Source organism: Bradyrhizobium sp. USDA 4538 (assembly GCF_024171045.1).
GTDB classification, from domain to species: domain Bacteria; phylum Pseudomonadota; class Alphaproteobacteria; order Rhizobiales; family Xanthobacteraceae; genus Bradyrhizobium; species Bradyrhizobium australafricanum.
The window spans coordinates 1,288,900-1,306,118 of record NZ_JALJZE010000001.1; the positions used below are offsets into that span (position 1 = coordinate 1,288,900).

Annotated in this window: 9 protein-coding genes and 1 pseudogene; 5 read left to right on the forward strand and 5 right to left on the reverse strand. The window is 59.8% G+C overall.

Annotated elements, in window-relative coordinates; genetic code table 11:
- From J2R78_RS05620 to J2R78_RS05630, 3 genes are read right to left on the reverse strand one after another with little or no spacing between them, the layout of a single operon-like run.
- Window positions 1-3,438 (reverse strand): SbcC/MukB-like Walker B domain-containing protein, encoded by a 3,438-nt coding sequence (locus tag J2R78_RS05620; protein ID WP_253587729.1) that lies wholly within the window; start codon window positions 3,436-3,438, stop codon window positions 1-3.
- Complete coding sequence (locus J2R78_RS05625; protein ID WP_253587730.1) at window positions 3,435-4,073, reverse strand: DUF4194 domain-containing protein; 639 nt, start codon at window positions 4,071-4,073, stop codon at window positions 3,435-3,437. The genes J2R78_RS05620 and J2R78_RS05625 overlap by 4 nt, the downstream gene beginning before the upstream one ends.
- Window positions 4,066-5,592, reverse strand: coding sequence for a Wadjet anti-phage system protein JetA family protein (locus tag J2R78_RS05630; RefSeq protein ID WP_253587731.1), 1,527 nt, complete (start codon window positions 5,590-5,592; stop codon window positions 4,066-4,068). Before J2R78_RS05630 ends, J2R78_RS05625 begins: the two co-directional genes overlap by 8 nt.
- Window positions 5,593-5,959: 367 nt before the next feature.
- On the opposite strand from J2R78_RS05630, the gene J2R78_RS05635 reads away from it, so the two are divergent.
- From J2R78_RS05635 to J2R78_RS05650, 4 genes are all read left to right on the forward strand, one after another.
- A complete protein-coding gene (locus J2R78_RS05635) occupies window positions 5,960-6,199 on the forward strand; it encodes a type II toxin-antitoxin system VapB family antitoxin (protein ID WP_253587732.1) in 240 nt (79 codons plus the stop codon).
- Window positions 6,199-6,588 (forward strand): type II toxin-antitoxin system VapC family toxin, encoded by a 390-nt coding sequence (locus tag J2R78_RS05640; protein ID WP_253587733.1) that lies wholly within the window; start codon window positions 6,199-6,201, stop codon window positions 6,586-6,588. The genes J2R78_RS05635 and J2R78_RS05640 overlap by 1 nt, the downstream gene beginning before the upstream one ends.
- 525 nt (window positions 6,589-7,113) lie before the next feature.
- Window positions 7,114-7,866, forward strand: coding sequence for a thermonuclease family protein (locus J2R78_RS05645; protein ID WP_069276049.1), 753 nt, complete (start codon window positions 7,114-7,116; stop codon window positions 7,864-7,866).
- A gap of 10 nt (window positions 7,867-7,876) precedes the next feature.
- Window positions 7,877-8,626: a carbonic anhydrase gene (locus J2R78_RS05650; RefSeq protein WP_069276050.1), complete on the forward strand. Its 750-nt coding sequence runs from the start codon at window positions 7,877-7,879 to the stop codon at window positions 8,624-8,626.
- 837 nt (window positions 8,627-9,463) lie between these two features.
- On the opposite strand, the gene J2R78_RS05655 is transcribed toward J2R78_RS05650, so the two are convergent.
- Together J2R78_RS05655 and J2R78_RS05660 are read right to left on the reverse strand one after the other, a co-directional pair.
- On the reverse strand, window positions 9,464-10,618 hold the full coding sequence (locus J2R78_RS05655) for an 8-amino-7-oxononanoate synthase (protein WP_253603370.1): 1,155 nt from the start codon (window positions 10,616-10,618) through the stop codon (window positions 9,464-9,466).
- Between the two features lie 2,029 nt (window positions 10,619-12,647).
- A pseudogene (locus tag J2R78_RS05660) lies at window positions 12,648-13,268 on the reverse strand (NYN domain-containing protein).
- 1,294 nt (window positions 13,269-14,562) lie between these two features.
- Here J2R78_RS05660 and J2R78_RS05665 point away from each other — a divergent pair.
- A complete protein-coding gene (locus tag J2R78_RS05665; protein WP_253587735.1) occupies window positions 14,563-16,278 on the forward strand; it encodes an MFS transporter in 1,716 nt (571 codons plus the stop codon).
- The last annotated feature ends 941 nt before the right edge of the window (window positions 16,279-17,219 follow it).

A 17,219-nucleotide genomic window follows, 5' to 3' on the forward strand; every position in this document is an offset into this window, starting at 1 on the left:
CTACTCGGCGGCCAGACGTGCGGCAAGGTCGTCGGCGGTCATCAGGTCCGGATCGATCGCACGCAGTTCGCGCTTGGCCTTTTCCTTCAACGAGACGACCGTTGCCCTCGACTGCTCGCCGATGCGATCGACCTCCACGATGGTGTCCATATGCTCTAGCACCGCGACCCGCTTCTCGAAAGGCGCGGCAATCACAAACTGCAGGCCGAGATTCTTATAGAAGCTCATCATCTGGCGCTGGTTCTTGCCGTCCATTTTCGAGAAGACCTCGTCGAACATCGCAAGCGCGAAGCCGGCCGGCTTGCCGGCGCGACGCTCGGCACTGCCGTAGACGGCCGCAAGCGAGGCGCCGATGGCGACGTAAATTGGAACCTGTTGTTCAGCACCTGATCCGGTGCCACGGCGCTGCTCCCAACGGGTCGAGCGGCCGGTACCGACGTCTTCCATGTGGATCTCGAAGGTGTAGAAATTTCTGTAATCCTCGAACTGGGTGAAATCCTTGTCGGGATCTTCGAGCAGCGCTTCGAGTGCCAGGATCGTGTCCTTGTGGGGGAAGTCATCCGATACGTCTCCGCGGAAGAGCATGTCGAGCGCCTCGGGAGAGGTCTTGCCGATCTCGATGATCTTCAGGATCGGCTGAAATTCCACCACCTGGGTACGGTGAAAGGAGTATCGTTCATTGTGGAAGGGGTGCGCGTAGAGGCTGCGGTTCAGCGACTGGAGCTCCCGCTCCATCTTTCCGATCCGAGCCGAGAGCGCATTAATGAACTCACCTCGCAGTAACATGGACGCTTTCTCGGCCGCGTCACGCGCCTGACGTTCGTACTGCCGCAATTCGTTGGACTCTATCTCCTCGATTAACTGCGCCATCCATGGCTTGACCTCCTGAAGAGGCTCGCTCTCGATGCCGATCTGGGAGCTGACGCCGAAATCGTCGAAATAGCCGTCCAAGAACTCGCGCACCTGCCGTTCGATCCGACCGCGCTCGTCGTTCGCCGCGTCGGCGTCCTTGACGGCCTTCTCAGCCATGCTGCGATGCCGGTCGGCCTCGTTCTTGTGAGCGCGGGCATCAAGGCGCGCCCGATATATCGGCCGGCCTTTTGACGCAGAGTAGAGGGGCAGATTCTTGACGAAAAGCGACCAAGCGATCTTCAGATTGAGCTCGGAGCCGGGTACGTTTTCGCCGTCACCGAGCCTACTCTTCGCCGCCCGGACGTCGCCGTCGTGTTTGTTGAAGGCAGTCTGCTGAGTCTCGCGCTCGGCGATCCTTCGGTCCTTCAGTTGCTGCTGGGCACGTTTTTTCTGGCGAAGACCGCCGTCGCCGGCGTCGTCCAGAGCCGCGAGCTTCGCTTGAGCATCTGCCATCTTAGCCTGCACTGCGGCGAAGGCCGCAGCGCAGGTCTTCAGATCGCCCGCGGGCGCGTCGCACAGGGCTTTCAGCGCCATGAACGCGCCGTCAGCGATCTCGGCTTCCTTCGCGGCCTGGCGTAGCGATACTTCCAGCTCGTCCGCCTGCTCGTGCAGCGCGCGCAACGCGTTCGCCTGGGCAGCCTTGCCGATCTTGTGCTCCGAAGGCTCGATTGATCGATGGGTGCGGACCAGGCCATCGTCGTAGAGGCCGTCCTTCATGATGGCGCGGCCCGGCCTGTTGAACTGGTCCAGGGTGTCCGCAAGGCGCACGGAGCCATACCGGCGCATGATAAACGACAGCGCGTCCGGATCCTCCGTGCGGAAGATCGAAGGAAACGTTCCTGGCTCCGGCTTGGCCCTGAATTGCTCCAGCTTGTTAAGGCTCACCAGGGACGTGCGCCGGAACTCGCGCCGCCCTTCCTTGAAGATCGCGGTCGCATCGCCGATATGCGGCCTGTCGACGAACACCGCATCCCGATCGCGGCCAAGAAGCGCTTCAGCGGCACCCGTCCAACCCGGCTCGGCGACCTCGATCAGTTCGCACAAGACGCGTGGCGCCATGCCTTTTTGACGAAGCCGGAGACATAAGCGCTCGGTGTCCGGCTCAAGGTGCGCGCGCGCCCCTCCCGAGGCGTGCTGCCGGACCCGCTCCAGCAAGTCATCGCGCTGGGTATGTAACTGCGAGGCTTTTGCGATGACCTCCTGACGCGCTTCGTCGATCTTCGCGAGTCGTTGCCCTCCCAAGATTGTCAGGGCGTTTTCGGCCGCAACCAGTTCGTCGGAAACGGCCCCAACCGAGGCGGCACCTACAGCGGCAAGCAGCCGGTCCACGGCCGGAATGAAATCGTCGAAGCCGCGCCCGCCCATGGCACACAACGGTTGCAGGCGCCGGATGGTGTCGATGCGCGCCTTGAAATCAGCTGCAGCGCGTTGCGCGGACTGCTCCGCCACCGCGGCGGTCTGCTGCAGCGACTTCCTGCCAGTCTTGGCGTCGTGTTCGGCGATGGCCTCGGTAAGCCGTTGCAGCTCATCGTCGATCGCTCTGATGTCTTCATTCAAGAATTTCAGTTCGCCGCCCGCGGCATCGCGCTGCGCGCTCGCGAGCCGGAGCCTCACCCTGAAGTCACGGTTGATCGCGCGGGCGGCAAGCCACTCCGCGCGCTTGCCAATCCACTGCTCGCGGAACTTGGTCTCCAGTGCCTCTTCCAGCGCCGTCAGAATCACCTTCAGTTCCTTCAGTGCCTCCAGCTTGAGGCGCATCTTCCGGATCGTGTCGCTAATGTTGCGGTAGGTCTGAATCGACTCGCGCAGTTCCTTGATACCGATCGGGCTGTCCTCAAGGATGTAGTTCCGCACGAACTGCGTGGCTGTCTGGTTGTGGTCGAGCGTCATGGCGTTGACGATCGATTTCTGCAGCGCGTTGGCGTTCTGTTCGCCATACGGCGAGTGCGGCAGGAGATGGCGCATATACTCGCGGACATAATCGCTCGCCCGATCGCGGTGATTGACGAAATTACCTTCGCCGACGGCGGAGATGATTCGGGCGCGCGCGTCCTCCCATTGCGCTGGAAATAGTGCCTTTCCACGCTGTTCGATGAAGTCATTGGACGTGAGCACCGCGCCGACCGCGATGAACAGCGCGAGCACGGTCTCTCTACTGTCGGACTTCCGGGCTTCGAGCGCCATGCCGATGGTGACGGAAGGCCGCGCTCCGTCCGTGTCTTCAAAACCGAGCGCGATGTAGGTGCGCGCCTCGTCGCGCCGGCGCTGATCCTCGCCGAGCGTGCCGAGGCAGTAGTCGACGACGCTGCGCTTCGAGCTGCCGCGCGATCTTCCGCCGTCGCCGGCAACCGCGTTCAGGCGCAGGAAGCGTCGGTTGCCACCGGTGAGGACGACCTGCGCCATATCGAGGATCGTCGATTTGCCGGAGCGGTTCTCACCTAGCACGCCCACGTGAGCGGTCACTTCGATGTCGGCAACATCGAATAGGTGCCAGTTCACCATAGTCAGGTGGCGCAGTTGCATCATGCGTCATCTCCCGCGACCTGCGGAAAGCGGGCTTCCTCGCTTTTGACGTAGCGCTCGAGCCTTTGGAGCGCATCACCGCCGCTGATCAGCTTGATCATCGGCCGGATCCTGACCTCCCAGTCCTGCTGTTCGTCGTCGAAGTCACCGATCTCGACGAGACTACGCTGGGCGGCCTCACGCAGAATGTCGCGGAAGCGGGCTGCGGAGATGGCGCCGCCCCCACTATGCTGCGCCATCTCCCGGTACCGATCGAAAAGGTCGTTCAGCGTCGCGACGACCACGGCTCGGTCCTCGACAGCCCCGACGTTCACTTCCTGCTGCCAGTACGCGGCCAGCACGAGCATAACGATGGTTTCGTCGAGCTTTATCCGGGGCAGCGGCACGTCCTCGTCCATCGCGACGATCCCTGCCCACTGCGCCTCCGGATCGCGATGGACGCGATAACCGCAACTGTCGAAGAAGCCGTCGACCACGTCGCGGAAGCGGCCATCCATCATCGTGCTGTAGACCGTCCCGGTACGAGGGTCCCCGGCGAACACGAATTGTCGTCGCAGCAAGAAATGCAACGCCTTCCGAAGATCGGCCGCCTTCTCCGCGCCGGCGGAGCGCTCGATGTTGTCAAATTCGCTAAGCATGGACTGCTCTGCCTTTCGCCGTCGTACCCGATCGTCTGACCACGAAGTTCGCGCACCTGAGCCACTCGCTATCGTGCGGAGGCGTGTCGGGGCTTGGCTCCAGATCGAAGCCAGCCGCGATCTGCGCCGGCACGTCGCCGGTTAGCGCATAACGTCGGGCGCAGTCGAAGGCGAGGAAATCGTCAACGGTGCCGATCTGCATGAAGCGCGCCTCCTTGGTCGCGAACGGAGGAACCTGCCCCTCGAGGAATCTTTTGACGTCCTCGGGACGCGGCGCGATGCGAGCGATGTACTCTAGGCGAAGCTGCTTCCGCAGTTCGTAGAGCGGATCCGACGGCGGCCCGGCGAGTTCTCTTGCCTCGACAGGACGGCGCGGCTGTCTAGTCGGCGCCTGATGGTGTTCAGACCAGGGCGACCGCAGTGGCTCAACGTTCCATTCGACGGTTGCCTCGGCGTGCCTGCCCTTGCGGAGCAGAGCGTCGAGCCGCCGCACCAGGTCGCCGGCGCGCCCGACGAGTCCCTGTGTTCCACGCTCCGCGTACTTGATAGTATTTCGAACACGTGCCTCGAGCTGTCTGCGGAAGGTCTCGATCCGATCGAACATCTCGCCGATCTGCTCGAAGATGCTTTCGATGGCCAACAAATCGTCAGCCGCAGCCATCCGGCCCTCTTCGAGATCGGACGCCATGCTTGCTGCGACGTATTCCTCGGCCAGCACCTGCATCGTCTCGGACGTGTAGGAAATTCTGCGAGCAAGATCCACGATCGCGTCGCGAAAGCGGTACGGATGGTTGACGGTGAGGATGGACTCGAAATCCTTCAGCAGCAGCTGGTCGACGAACTCCTCAAAAAAGGCTTCCAGGCGGGTGCCCACGGTCTTCGATTCCATGACCGTCCGTCGGATACGCTTGAGGTCGGCCAAAATGGCCCGCAGGCTCTTGGTGAATTGATCGGCCTGATTGCGCGCCTCGCGGACGGCGAGTGCGGCCTCGCGTTGCTTGCGGTCGGTAATCTCGGGTGTGAGCTTTTCAATGGCTTCCAGATTAAGGCGGATTTGCACGATCAAGCCGCCGAACCGCTGGGAGAGGTCCTTATTGAGGCTCGCCAGACGCTGGATCACCAGCAGGGGTCCCATGGCCATGTCCACGGTCACCCGAAGTCCGTACTCCTCCTCCTCGAGCCATCCCCATGCGACGAGCCGCGTGTAAAGTTGGCGCGCCAGGCCGAGCGCCTTGTCTCCCTTCTCGGATGTGAGTGCGACGTCGACCTTGCGGATGCGGCGGCGCCGCGCTGAGATCATTTCAGGCAGCGCGCCGAAATCGTCGCCGTCGTCCCACAAGGCGGGGTTGGCCCGCATGACGTCGTAGATCGCGTGAACGACCTGCTGCGGCGCAGGGAAAGCGGGCGCGCCCGAGAAGAAGCGCTCATGAAGATCCAGCAGACATGCCGCGTAGAGATGTTTGTGGTCCCGCGAAAAGGCCAGGAACGCGTCGTCGTGCAAATGGCGAAACAATGCCAATCAGAAGCTCCATCAATCGAACATGCCCGAGCCAGATCGGAACAAGCTAATATATTGAAATTCCTATTGAATTATGACGCGAGGGACCGGAGGGTACAATTGGCGGTGGGCGGTCGTTCTGTTTATGTTCGAATATAACGTCCTGAGAACGTACTGTCGAGAGCTTCACCGCAGTCTACGTATCCGCCTCGTTCCAATGGCGGGACTTTCGAAGACCCGGCTGAGCTCGAGGACCTGCTACTTGGCGTCCCTGCCGCCATCACTTTATGAGATAACGTCGTAATATCAAATACTTGAGCCCAGCCTGGAAATACGCCTGCTCAGGTACCTAAGGCATGGATACCAATATACCCGAACAGAGCTACCCATGGCCTACAACGTTAAGGACCGCGAGACCGACCGAATCATTCGCGAACTCGCCGCACTCAAAGGCAAGCCGATCCTCGATTGCATTCGCGACGCTCGCGAACATGAAATTCAGCGTGAGCGCCTAAAGACGCCGCTCTGGGACCGGCTGCAACCGCTGCTCGATCGCATCGCCAGCGCTCCCAAAACCGGTCTGACCGCCGACAAGGCGTTTTTCGACGATCTGTCCGGTGATGTCTGATGATGATCGATGCCTCAGCCCTGGTCGCGATCTTGCTGCGCGAACCGGACGCGGCTGAGCTCGTCATGGCAATTGCCGACGCCAAGGCGCCGTTCGCCTCAGCCATCGCAGTATATGAAACGGTCTGTGCTCTCACGCGCGTCAACGCATGGGGTGCGCCGGAAGCGGAGGCCGCAGTGCGGGAATTTCTCGACGCCGCATCCATCCGCGTGTGCGCGATTGCCGACGGCATGATATTGACCGCCGCTATGGCGTTCGGTCGGTTCGGAAAGGGGCGACATCTTGGCGATTGTTTCGCCTATGCCTGCGCCAAGACCTATCGCGCGCCACTGCTGCACAAGGGTGACAACTTTCCGCGAACCGATCTCGAGCTGGTCCGCAAGCGATAAGCTATTGGCAACTTCTGTAAGATTGCATCGATGATATGGCGACCATCCGCGGTGTGGAGATGAGCACCATCGCCAAGCGCGATCTTCATCTTGAAGCGCATGTTGCGTGAACAGATGCCAGCGCGGATCCAAGTCGATAGATCGTGGGCCGCAAAGAGAGTGACCGCGAACGCGCTGTAAGCCAGGTTCATTTGCTTTGATGGCATTCGCTTTCCGGGAGCAACTCGGTTGGCTTTTCGACTACACCGACGCCGGGCGAGTTCAACGCTCCGCCGATGACTTTCCTGCTGGGGTCAAGCCCTTTGCGGTGCGCGCCTACTGAGAGAGACGGTCGAGGCCGGCATACCGCAACACTTATCCTGGAAGAAATCGCTTGAACCTCACGTCACGTCAGGGCGTAGGTTGGAAATCACAACCAAGATTTCACCAACCAACGCCGAACGATGCAACACAGGCCAAATAGCAGACATGGTGCGATCAAGCAGGCGAATGTAGCGACGCCGGATTGCACGTGGTGTTGAACGGATGGACCAAGAGAGAAAGGCCGTCGGGATGAAACACCGCGCAATGATGGCTGCATTGCTCGCTGTCATCACATCTCCGGCTTGCGCAGCGAAACTCAGCGGCCCTCCGCGCATCGTCGACGGCAATACGATTGAGATCGAGCAAACTAAAATTCGGCTCTCGGGCATCGACGCGCCAGAGACGGATCAGATTTGCCTCGACGCCCACGGTCAGAAATGGGCTTGCGGCATCGCTGCTCGCGATGAGCTTATCAAGCATTCGAACGGACGAACGTGGGATTGTCATACCACCGGGCGAGATGAGTACGGCAGGTCACTCGGGAGCTGCTTCATCGCAGGCGAGGACGTGAACGCGTGGATGGTACGCTCGGGTTGGGCACTATCATGGGGTCGAAATATCCATATCTACGCCGTCTATGAGGTTGTGGCGAGCCATGCCTATGCCGGCCTATGGTCGGGGGCGTTCATCACGCCTTGGGACTGGCGTCACCGCAACAATGGAACGATCATCATTGGCGCGAGCTCGGTACCGACCGATGCCCAGGAGCTCCTGCTCGGACCCGCTTTGGCATCGGACCCGCCCTCACCCGAGTGTCTGATAAAAGGCACTGTGGGCGGCAACGGCGAGCGCATCTATCACTTGCCCGGGCAATTCGGTTACGGACAAATCGACATGACGAAGAAGCAGGGTGAACGCTGGCTCTGCAGCGAAGCGGAGGCTGAAGCCACGGGATGGCGTAAAGCCGCGCGATAAGGCGACACACATGCATGCCGACCATTCCCCGAATATATCTTGCGCGCTCACGATAAAGCCTTCGCGCCGGTCACTTTTGCTGTCGCTGTTGGCGTTTTCGGCGGTTGGCATGCGGCTTGGCGACAACATAGTTGACGCGAAGGAAGCAAAAAGGCCACCCAAGCCGGATAATATGCTCACGCCGGATGCTGCGCTGAGGCGGCTAGTCGAAGGTAATGACCGGTTTGTCCAGGGCACATCACTAGGCGGCGATTTCAAGCGCGAGCGTCAGGCTTTAGTCGATGGACAAAATCCATATGCGGCGGTTCTGAGCTGCGCCGATTCTCGCATAGCGCCTGAACTTGCCTTCGACAGCGGGCTTGGTGACCTGTTTGTCTGCCGCCTCGCCGGCAATTTTGCCAACGATGACACCCTCGCCAGTATGGAATACGCGGTCGCTGTGCTGAACACGCCATTGATCTTGGTACTCGGGCACGATCGTTGCGGCGCGATAGACGCCACGATCAAGTCGCTCAACGACGAAAAGCCGGCGCCGGGACATATTCCATCGCTCGTCGCTGCGCTTGCGCCTGCGGTACGGGAATCCCACCAGCAAACCGGTGATGCGTTCGCCAATGCCATCCGGCAGAACGTAGTCGATAACGTCGATAAACTTAAATCGGCAGGCCCGGTTCTGAACGCGGCAGTTGAGCAGAACAGACTAAAGGTAATCGGTGGTCTGTACCGGCTCGACACCGGCAAGGTCGATCTGCTGAACTGACCCTGGCACCTTCGCAGCCGTTTGAATGCCTAACGCTGCTTCGGTTGAGTCCGCGAAATTCGCTCGTCCATCGATAAATGCACCGGATGTGATCCGCTCCACAATTGACATACAATTTCGGAATATCTTTTTGTATGCGCGAGCTCTTTATCCTCCTCGTACTCTACCTACTTATGTTGGCAACGCGCAGCCAGCACCAACATAATTTCCTGTCGTGACCGACAGTTCCATGCCTTCGGTTAACGCCATAGCCAACAGTTGACTGAAGCCGCAGATGCGCGGCAACGGATGTTGGGATCTAAGCGCTACTCTCGGCGAGGGGACAACCCTCAAAATAGCCTCGCCGGATCATCCGTCATGGCATCGAAACAGATCGGCCCGTTCAGGGTCCCCGGCTCAGCTGGGGCTGAAAATCACATATAGCAGAATTACGACCGCGACGGCTGCCCATCCGGCTGATGTAAGGAACACTGTTGCTCGCGACGGCATCGGACTGTCTCTCCTGCATCAACCAACGAAGCGAGTGCCAGTCTTGGAAACGAAGCATCGCTGGATCCGCTTTAAGACCATACCTTGCATCCGCAATAAACCGGAACTTTTCGCACGCGACAATTGCGATTACCGACTGGAACGCAGAACAGTCCTCTGCACCTTCGATGACACGCCTCGAGCCTGGCACTCAAGAATCGATGAACGTCTTGAGAATGCCATCCAAAGAGCGCTGGTAGCGCCGCGTAGCTGAGCCTTGTCAATTTGATTTCCGAAGAGCTCCGTTCAAAAAGGAGCATCTGCGTGCGTCGGCGCGGACTTTTGAAGACCGTTTTGCCGATCCCGTAATCATCTTGCGCGGCCGCATTGCACGCCCCAGGTCTCTTCGACCAACGCATCGATCATGTCGGATACATCATCCTGCCCGACGTTAAGTGTCAGCGAAATCCGCAACCGTGCCGTTCCCACAGGCACCGTTGGCGGCCGTATCCCACGGATATCAAAGCCACGCGCCTGGAGTGCAGAGGCGAGCCGCATCGTGCGAGCGTTGTCGCCCACAACATAAGGAATAATCTGTGAGTTCGAAGAACTCGCGCGACCGCACACAACGAGCTGCCGATGTGTAAAGTTGACCAGATCGATTAGACGTCGTTGCCGCTCAGGCTCCTCCTGCAGGATTAAGATCGCCTCTCGTACCGCGACGGCCATTAGGGGGGATGGCGCGGTGGCGAAAATGAATGGACGGCACCGATTGATCATGAAGTCGCGCAATACGCCGGAAGCCGTGACAAGCGCGCCCGCCGCGCCCAGCGCCTTGCCGCAGGTGTGGATTACCAAAAGATTTTCGCGCCCCTCATAGGGCGCGGTGAGCCCCCGTCCCTGCTCGCCGTAAACACCTGTGGCATGAGCCTCGTCCACAACCAGGAACGCCTCGTAGCGCTCGGCGATTGCGACCAGATCTTTAAGCGGCGCGAAGTCTCCGTCCATACTATAGAGGCTCTCCACCACGATCCAGACGCGCCCCTTGCCGCCCCTGGCTCGCCAGTCGCCAATCCTGTCTTCGATCGACTGGAGGTCATTATGTGTGCTTATCCGGAACTCGGCTCGGCCCGCTCGTGCGCCTTCATGAATGCTGGCATGTACGAGCGAATCGAGAACAAGCAAATCGCCCTGCTGCGGCAACGTCGTTAGAACAGCAAAATTTGCGATGTAACCGCCGCCGAAGAACAGCGCCGTCTGCGTTCGGAAGAACCGCGCCGCCTCCGCTTCAAGAGCTTCGTGCTCCTCACAATTACCGCGCAGGAGCCGTGACCCGCCAGCTCCGATCGGCGTGCCGGCATCGAGCGCGGTGCACAGGGCTTTCTTCATACGAGGCGCGCTTGCCAGCGCCAGATAATCGTTTGAAGCAAAATCGGTCCCTGTGCGGGGCTTGAGGCCGCGCAGCCGATCATCTTCTTTCAAGGCTTCTAGGGCTGCGACATAACCATTAAGCGGCGTATTCATTGACCAATTATCCTAACGCCTGCAGCAGGGCGCGATCAATCGAGCCTTCGTGGCACAGATCTCGGATTGTCTCACCGGGGAGCGACGGATCTGCAAGCCAATCTAAGCGCACCGGCCGAAGAGGCAGGGCGCCTTCCAGTCCATCGGTAATAGGACCCCCGTTCGGCGAACAAGCCTCATGCTCGGCTGCCTCTCGCTTCTAACCGTCGCGATCAAGGCACCAGGATCGCTCAGCGGCGCCATCAATCGCACGCCCTTGACTCGTCCCATAACGTGAATGAGCAAGCAGGACGAGCATGCCGACGCAATCCTCGACACGCTCGCCCATGCCGGTGACGCCGACGCTACTCACCTTGATACCTCACGCGGAGACATCTGCGCCCCAATTGCCCGCACCTAAAAGCCCCCTTCCAAACGTTCCGCCGAGAGAGTGAACCAGGTACGATGCGAACCATCCCGCCCTCGCGTCGCTATGTTGGCAGATCGCGCGTCCTCATGCGTGCGCAAACTTCGTACAGAGCGGACGAGCGTACGTTCGCTCGGCGAGTGTGATCGAATCGTATCATAAGCGCACGCTGCGGACCCCGGGGCTCGCGAGACGATACCCAACTTCGGCGCGCCAAATCACTGATCTCCTCGGCGCGCGTCGCGGCAGCCGCGCACAAAGTGATATGCGAATAGCCAAATTCATCGTGGACCAAACCACACCCGAACTTGGCCGGATGTGCGTCGTCCGGAAAACGGGTGCGAGCCTTGTACGAAACGGACGAATGCACATTGCTATCACCGTCGACGTGCTCAAAGTGGACCACAAGAGTACGTCCTGAACCGTCCGCGTCATGGTTATCGGACGCGAATAGTCGAGCCGTTCCGCAATGGCGGGCTCAAGTAGTAACAATTGATAGTGCTCCATGCCACTAGGCGGTACAATAATCCCTCACGTGAGGTCCGTCCCGGACATAGGAGACCGGCGACATGTACAGGTACGTCGCGCGTGCCAACATCGATCGCTATCTCAGCGTGCTCTACAGCACTGATCCTCACCCACCATGAGCGACAGACGGTCACGAAGTTGTTGCTCGGCGAGTTGGACAAGCTCCGTCATGACCCCGCGCAGCTAGAGTTTGCCGGAAAGCGAGCCGCGAACGGCCGCGAAAACGTGAACCACGCCAGGCGCCTACGCGAATCCTATGCACTCGGCGCAACAGAACGCGAAGAATCGGATAGGTTGTTGGTAGCGGTCGAAAGTCTTCAAAGCCTGCTGGATGCTTTTATCGTGGCTTGCACGAGTTCTCGGGGCAACTGAGACGGCGACTTGATCGTATAAATGACACCAAGTGCGGCACGAGATCGACTTGATCTTCGTCACATGCCTGCTTGTCCATCGCTTCTAACTCTAGCTCAAGTATGGATCTCCATGGCGGAGATCGAATTTGCTGACTGCGGCTTTGTGTCGTGAACCGCTATCCGTGGGATGAAATCCACCAAAATCGACGCTGCAAGGCCGCTTTCAAGCGTCACCTGAGACCAAATTGCATTCAAACACCGCGCTCAGTGAACATAAATGATGCGATCAAAAGCGCCTCGTTGGCGAAATGGACCAGGAGCAGCACATGGCCTGTCATTTCTACCGACTGCTTTACCGATTCCGCATGCGCGCATATGCCGAAACACTGTTTCGGCGTAGCAGGCACGAGAAGCAGGAAAGACTCTGGCTGCAGTGCAGCTTGATGAGGCTTGGGAGTGAACTACGGCAATCCGACCACTGGTCCAGCGCAGCGGGGCAGCCGGTGCAGGACGCGGCCGACGCCATCTTCAGTCCCATCTGAGGATGCGGGAAGGCGTGCTGCCGAGAACAGCGCGTTAGGCCGCAACAAGCGCCGCCGATGCCGGCGTTGCGAGAGGATGGCATCGGCATCCACAAACAACATGAAGAGGCGTGAGGAGCGCCGTCAGGAGAAAGTCATCGTGAGATGGTCGCGCCGTCGGATGGAGCCGACGCGCCGCTCGGCATCACGGCCGCTTGCCGTCAGCCTGGACTCATCACCGCATGCGCTATTCCGCGCTGGCTGCCTCTCGCTTGCCGGCACCTGTCGTGCCCGAGCCGTTCGGTTGAGCGCCCCAGCTTCGGCCTCAGCTGCGCTAGTTCAATAAAGTCGTCCGCCTGCCGGCGAAGCTCGTCTGCGATCATCGGCGGCTGGATCGCAATGGTGGAGATGACTGACGCCGCGGCGCTGCACCGCTTCAACCAACGAACTGAAGTCGCCGTCAGCAGAGAATAAGACCATCCGGTCGATATGCTCGGCGAGTTCCGTGGCATCGACCGCCAGCGCGATGTTCGTGTTACCCTTCACCTTACGCCGACCGCTGGCGTCGAGGAACTCCTTGGTTGCCTTGGTGATGACGGTGTAGCCGTTATAGTCCAGCCAGTCGATGAGCGGCCGGATCGACGAATACTCCTGATCCTCAGCAATCGCCGTGTAATGGAAGGCCCGCAGCAACGGGCCCTGCCTCCGATACTCCTCGAGCAGGCGCTTGTAGTCGATCTCGAGCCAAGCGCCTTGGAGGTAGCGGGGAGGTTGGGAGGGGCCCCGCGCACAAAGGGACAGCCGGCGGCTCCGCAAACAGCGTTGCGCCGGCAAGCGGCAATAACGCGCCCCCTCATCGGCAAAACCTCCGGTCGCGCGCTGCGGCCGGAGGTTTTGTGCGGCGCCGACGCGATCATCGTTCGCGCCTCCTGTGAGGGCGGTGACAATATTCTTCCAGCGAACCGACGGTTGAATGGCATACGTGCTCGTCGGCGGCCCGATGAAATCGAGGCCGTGATACTGCGCGCCGGCCAGGTCCCAGAAGGATCATTAGTCGGCTCAAAGCGACGGCCGGCAAGTAAGAGAAGCTCTGCAGAAGACGACAATCGTCGGATCGCGGGATGCGGCACGAACGTATGTTGCTGCCCGAATGCCCTGCATCGCGCAGGTGCACGATGATCCATCATGCACATAATTTACGCACCAATAACGAATGCGCGCTTTATGCATTGCAGGACAAATGGCCCCGCTCCGGCGGGCTTTCGGTGCCTATCCTCTGCCCTTGCATAGATCAACAATCGCTTTCGCCAGGGCGTCGGGCGATGTCGCGCCACGCGAAAGTTTAGCGAAGTCGGCGGCCTATCCTGACACTCTTCACACAAACAGGCTGAAGAGGAGAATCAGAATGCCCGCGCGTTCAAGTAGACATTGAACCGAATGTGCTTGAGCTGGCTACACAAACAATACACACGTCCGCTTTGCAGCGCGTAACCGCTCCCAAACCAGGGCCACAGCGGCGCTGCGGTTGGAAATCTTGTCCCACGTACTGCGCGAAATACGCGCACAGAGGCTCGATCCAGAACCTGATACTCCTACCGATGGCCTCCAATGCTCCACACTGACGCGAAACCAGCTGGCAAGCGATAATAATCTCGGTCAATCACTGCGCAGCGGTGTGGAGACATTGAGAAGGTCGGCGAGATCGAGTTTCGACCGTTCAGCTTCTCGCGACGCAAATCGTTTCGCGCTTAGAGATCTCGCGCTTTTGTCCGATTCGTACAAAGTTTGCAGCTGCCGGCGAGCCCACCCAATCTAACACCATGCAAGCAGTGCGCTGGGGCGAATAGGTATGGGGCAGCCTTTAGACCATCCGATCGTTAGCGTCCACTGCGGCACGATTGGAACGGCGATTCTACTGCGATTGGAGATTGCAGATATCACGCCGGTGATGGAGACCATTCCGGCTTTGCGCTGCCTTTGCTATGAGGCGCAAGGCGACGGAAGCAGTCGATCACTTTCAATCAAGCGCGATCGAAGCATCTCACAGCCACGTCAGGATCTGAAAGCGATATCGCGACAGGAACATCCTTGTGATCCCTACCAAGATCAAATCATGGTAGATCATCATGAGTTGATATGACCGATTCATCCAAAGCCCAGACGCATAGTGCCGACGGCATCACGGCCCCGCTGCGGCACGCGACCTTCAGGCGCATCTGGCTTGCGAGCCTCTTGTCTAATATCGGTATCCTGATTCAAGGCGTTGGTGCCGCCTGGGCCATGACGCAAATGACGTCGTCGGCTGACAAGGTCGCGTTGGTGCAGACTGCACTCTTACTGCCAGTGATGCTGATATCGATGCCAGCCGGGGCGATCGCGGATATGTATGACCGCCGTATCGTGGCGCTGGCCTCCCTTGGATTGGCGCTTGCCGGGGCGACCGGGTTGACGTTAGTCGCCTGGCTTGGCTTGGCCACGCCAAACCTCTTGCTGATGCTATGCCTCGTTGTCGGCAGTGGTATGGCGCTGATGGGGCCGGCCTGGCAATCGTCGGTCAGTGAACAAGTTCCGCTGGAAGCACAGCTGCCTGCGGCCATCGCGCTGAACGGCATCAGCTACAACATTGCGCGGAGCGTAGGTCCGGCAATCGGCGGGGTCGTGGTGGCAACTGCGGGTGCAGTGGCGGCATTCGCGCTCAATACGTTGCTCTATCTGCCGCTGATTATCGCGTTGTTGCTCTGGAAACGTATCAGCGCGCCCGCGCGCCTACCGCCTGAAAGATTGAGCCGGGCGATGGTGTCTGGCATACGCTATATAAGCAATTCACCGTCGATCAAGATTGTGCTGGCCCGCAGTCTGGTGACCGGCATCGTTGGCGGTGCAATCACCGCTCTAATGCCGTTGGTAGCACGCGATCTCTTGCATGGCGACGCCCAGACCTACGGCATCATGCTTGGCGCTTTTGGTCTGGGTGCGGTGGTCGGCGCATTGAATATCACCGAACTACGCCGGCGGTTGAGCGGCGAGGCGGCGATCCGCGCCTGTGCGTTGTCCATGGGCGCGGCGATGGCTGCGGTTGGGCTCAGCCGCGAACCGGTGTTGACCGCAGCAGCACTCGTCCTGGCGGGAGCCGTGTGGATGATGGTGTGGGCGGTATTCAACATTGGAGTGCAGTTGTCGGCGCCGCGCTGGGTGGCCGGACGCTCGCTTGCAGCTTATCAGGCGGCGAGCTCAGGCGGGATTGCCGTCGGCAGCTGGGGTTGGGGCCGTCTGACCGACGCGGCCGGGGTCGAAACCGCGCTGCTGGTGTCGGCCGCCCTGATGCTCGCCTCACCACTCATCGGCCATTGGCTGCCTATGCCCCGTATCGGCGCGCGGGGTGAGGAGCCTGAGCCGCTCGCCGATCCCGAGGTACGACTCGCCTTGACCGGACGCAGCGGCCCGCTCGTCGTCGAGATCGAATACCGAGTCGCACAGGAGAATGCGAGAGCTTTTCATAATGTGATGCAAGACGTGCAATTGTCGCGCCAGCGCAACGGCGCCTACGGCTGGTCGATCGCGCGGGATATTGCCGATCCGGAATTGTGGACCGAGCGCTATCACTTCCCGACCTGGCTCGACTACTTGCGCTCGCGGAACCGCTCGACGCGGTCGGAACGCACATTAGAGCAGCGGGCCATTCAGTTCCACGTCGGCCCTGCGCCGGTACGGGTCCGTCGCATGCTGGAAAGGCCGTTCGGCTCGGTACGCTCGAACGACGACACGACCGAGTGCGCGGCCGGCGAAATGGGAGCGGAGATCGCAAACCCGCCAAAGGCACTCCGTAGCCGGCCACTTCGCCCCATCAAGTGAGCCAGCTTGCGGGTTGGTTGGGCCGGACGACAGCAATCGACACGCATCACACGAAAAAACGGTACCCAACATCGACGCTCTGTACATTGCTCTCGCGAAAATCGGCGAGAGCGTCGGACCGAGAAAGCGACAATCGTGGGGAGATTTCCGGCGAAAGCGACGAAAGGTTCGGGCTTTTGTACACTCTTTTTCAAAACTCACGCTTACTGCAACTTCGGTGGCTTCGTAGTCGGCCGGCCGTACATCTCAAGCACTTTGGCCGCGTCATCGAGCTGGTCCGGCAGACAGACACTTTCTTGGGTTAGGAGCGTCAGCTTTGCCCAAGGCGCATTTCTCCGCTTTTCTTGTGCCGAACTTCAACAAAGTAAGGCTGAATGACGCCGCAAAAATGCAGCGTCACCCGGACAACGCAGAAATGGCGCAACCAAAAGTCGCATAATTTGCTTGCGAAGCTCAAAGTGACGAGCTGCCGCTCCGATCTCTTCTTAGATGGCATTCGAGGGTGATTCATGGGCAATCATGACCTTGTCTCCGGTAGCCTCCTCGCGCTGACCGCAACCAGCTTCGCGCTACTCTGCTCGAGCCTGCTCGTCTTTGCTTTCATTTGAGACCGTGCTGGTTGCCTTGCGCGCGCTATCGAGGCGATCACGCCGTCGGAGCATGAAGTGTTTGTACGCCCCCAAGGGACAATGTTCGCGCACGACCTGAACGATCGTCTCTGCTTTCGGCTCGACCGACCGCTTGGTCTAAGAGGCGGCGCTTCAGACGCGACAAGCTCTGTACGTTCCGGATTGATCTATTCCTTTCATAAACGCTCGGTTCAGTTAGTGTTCAGCAAGACAACGCCGTCATTGAGATAGTGGGCGGTATGGGATCGGACGCGCGGCGAAGATGAGACGGGACGGAGAAGTTTGCGTTATCGTTGCCTATTCGCATGCGAG

What these genes read in the sequence shown, in the direction of transcription:
- J2R78_RS05620 (WP_253587729.1), bottom strand. Translation starts at nt 3,438, where the DNA reads ATGATGCAACTGCGCCACCTGACTATGGTGAACTGGCACCTATTCGAT.
- J2R78_RS05625 (WP_253587730.1), bottom strand. Translation starts at nt 4,073, where the DNA reads ATGCTTAGCGAATTTGACAACATCGAGCGCTCCGCCGGCGCGGAGAAG.
- J2R78_RS05635 (WP_253587732.1), top strand. Translation starts at nt 5,960, where the DNA reads ATGGCCTACAACGTTAAGGACCGCGAGACCGACCGAATCATTCGCGAA.
- J2R78_RS05640 (WP_253587733.1), top strand. Translation starts at nt 6,199, where the DNA reads ATGATGATCGATGCCTCAGCCCTGGTCGCGATCTTGCTGCGCGAACCG.
- J2R78_RS05645 (WP_069276049.1), top strand. Translation starts at nt 7,114, where the DNA reads ATGGACCAAGAGAGAAAGGCCGTCGGGATGAAACACCGCGCAATGATG.
- J2R78_RS05650 (WP_069276050.1), top strand. Translation starts at nt 7,877, where the DNA reads ATGCATGCCGACCATTCCCCGAATATATCTTGCGCGCTCACGATAAAG.
- J2R78_RS05655 (WP_253603370.1), bottom strand. Translation starts at nt 10,618, where the DNA reads ATGAATACGCCGCTTAATGGTTATGTCGCAGCCCTAGAAGCCTTGAAA.
- J2R78_RS05665 (WP_253587735.1), top strand. Translation starts at nt 14,563, where the DNA reads ATGACCGATTCATCCAAAGCCCAGACGCATAGTGCCGACGGCATCACG.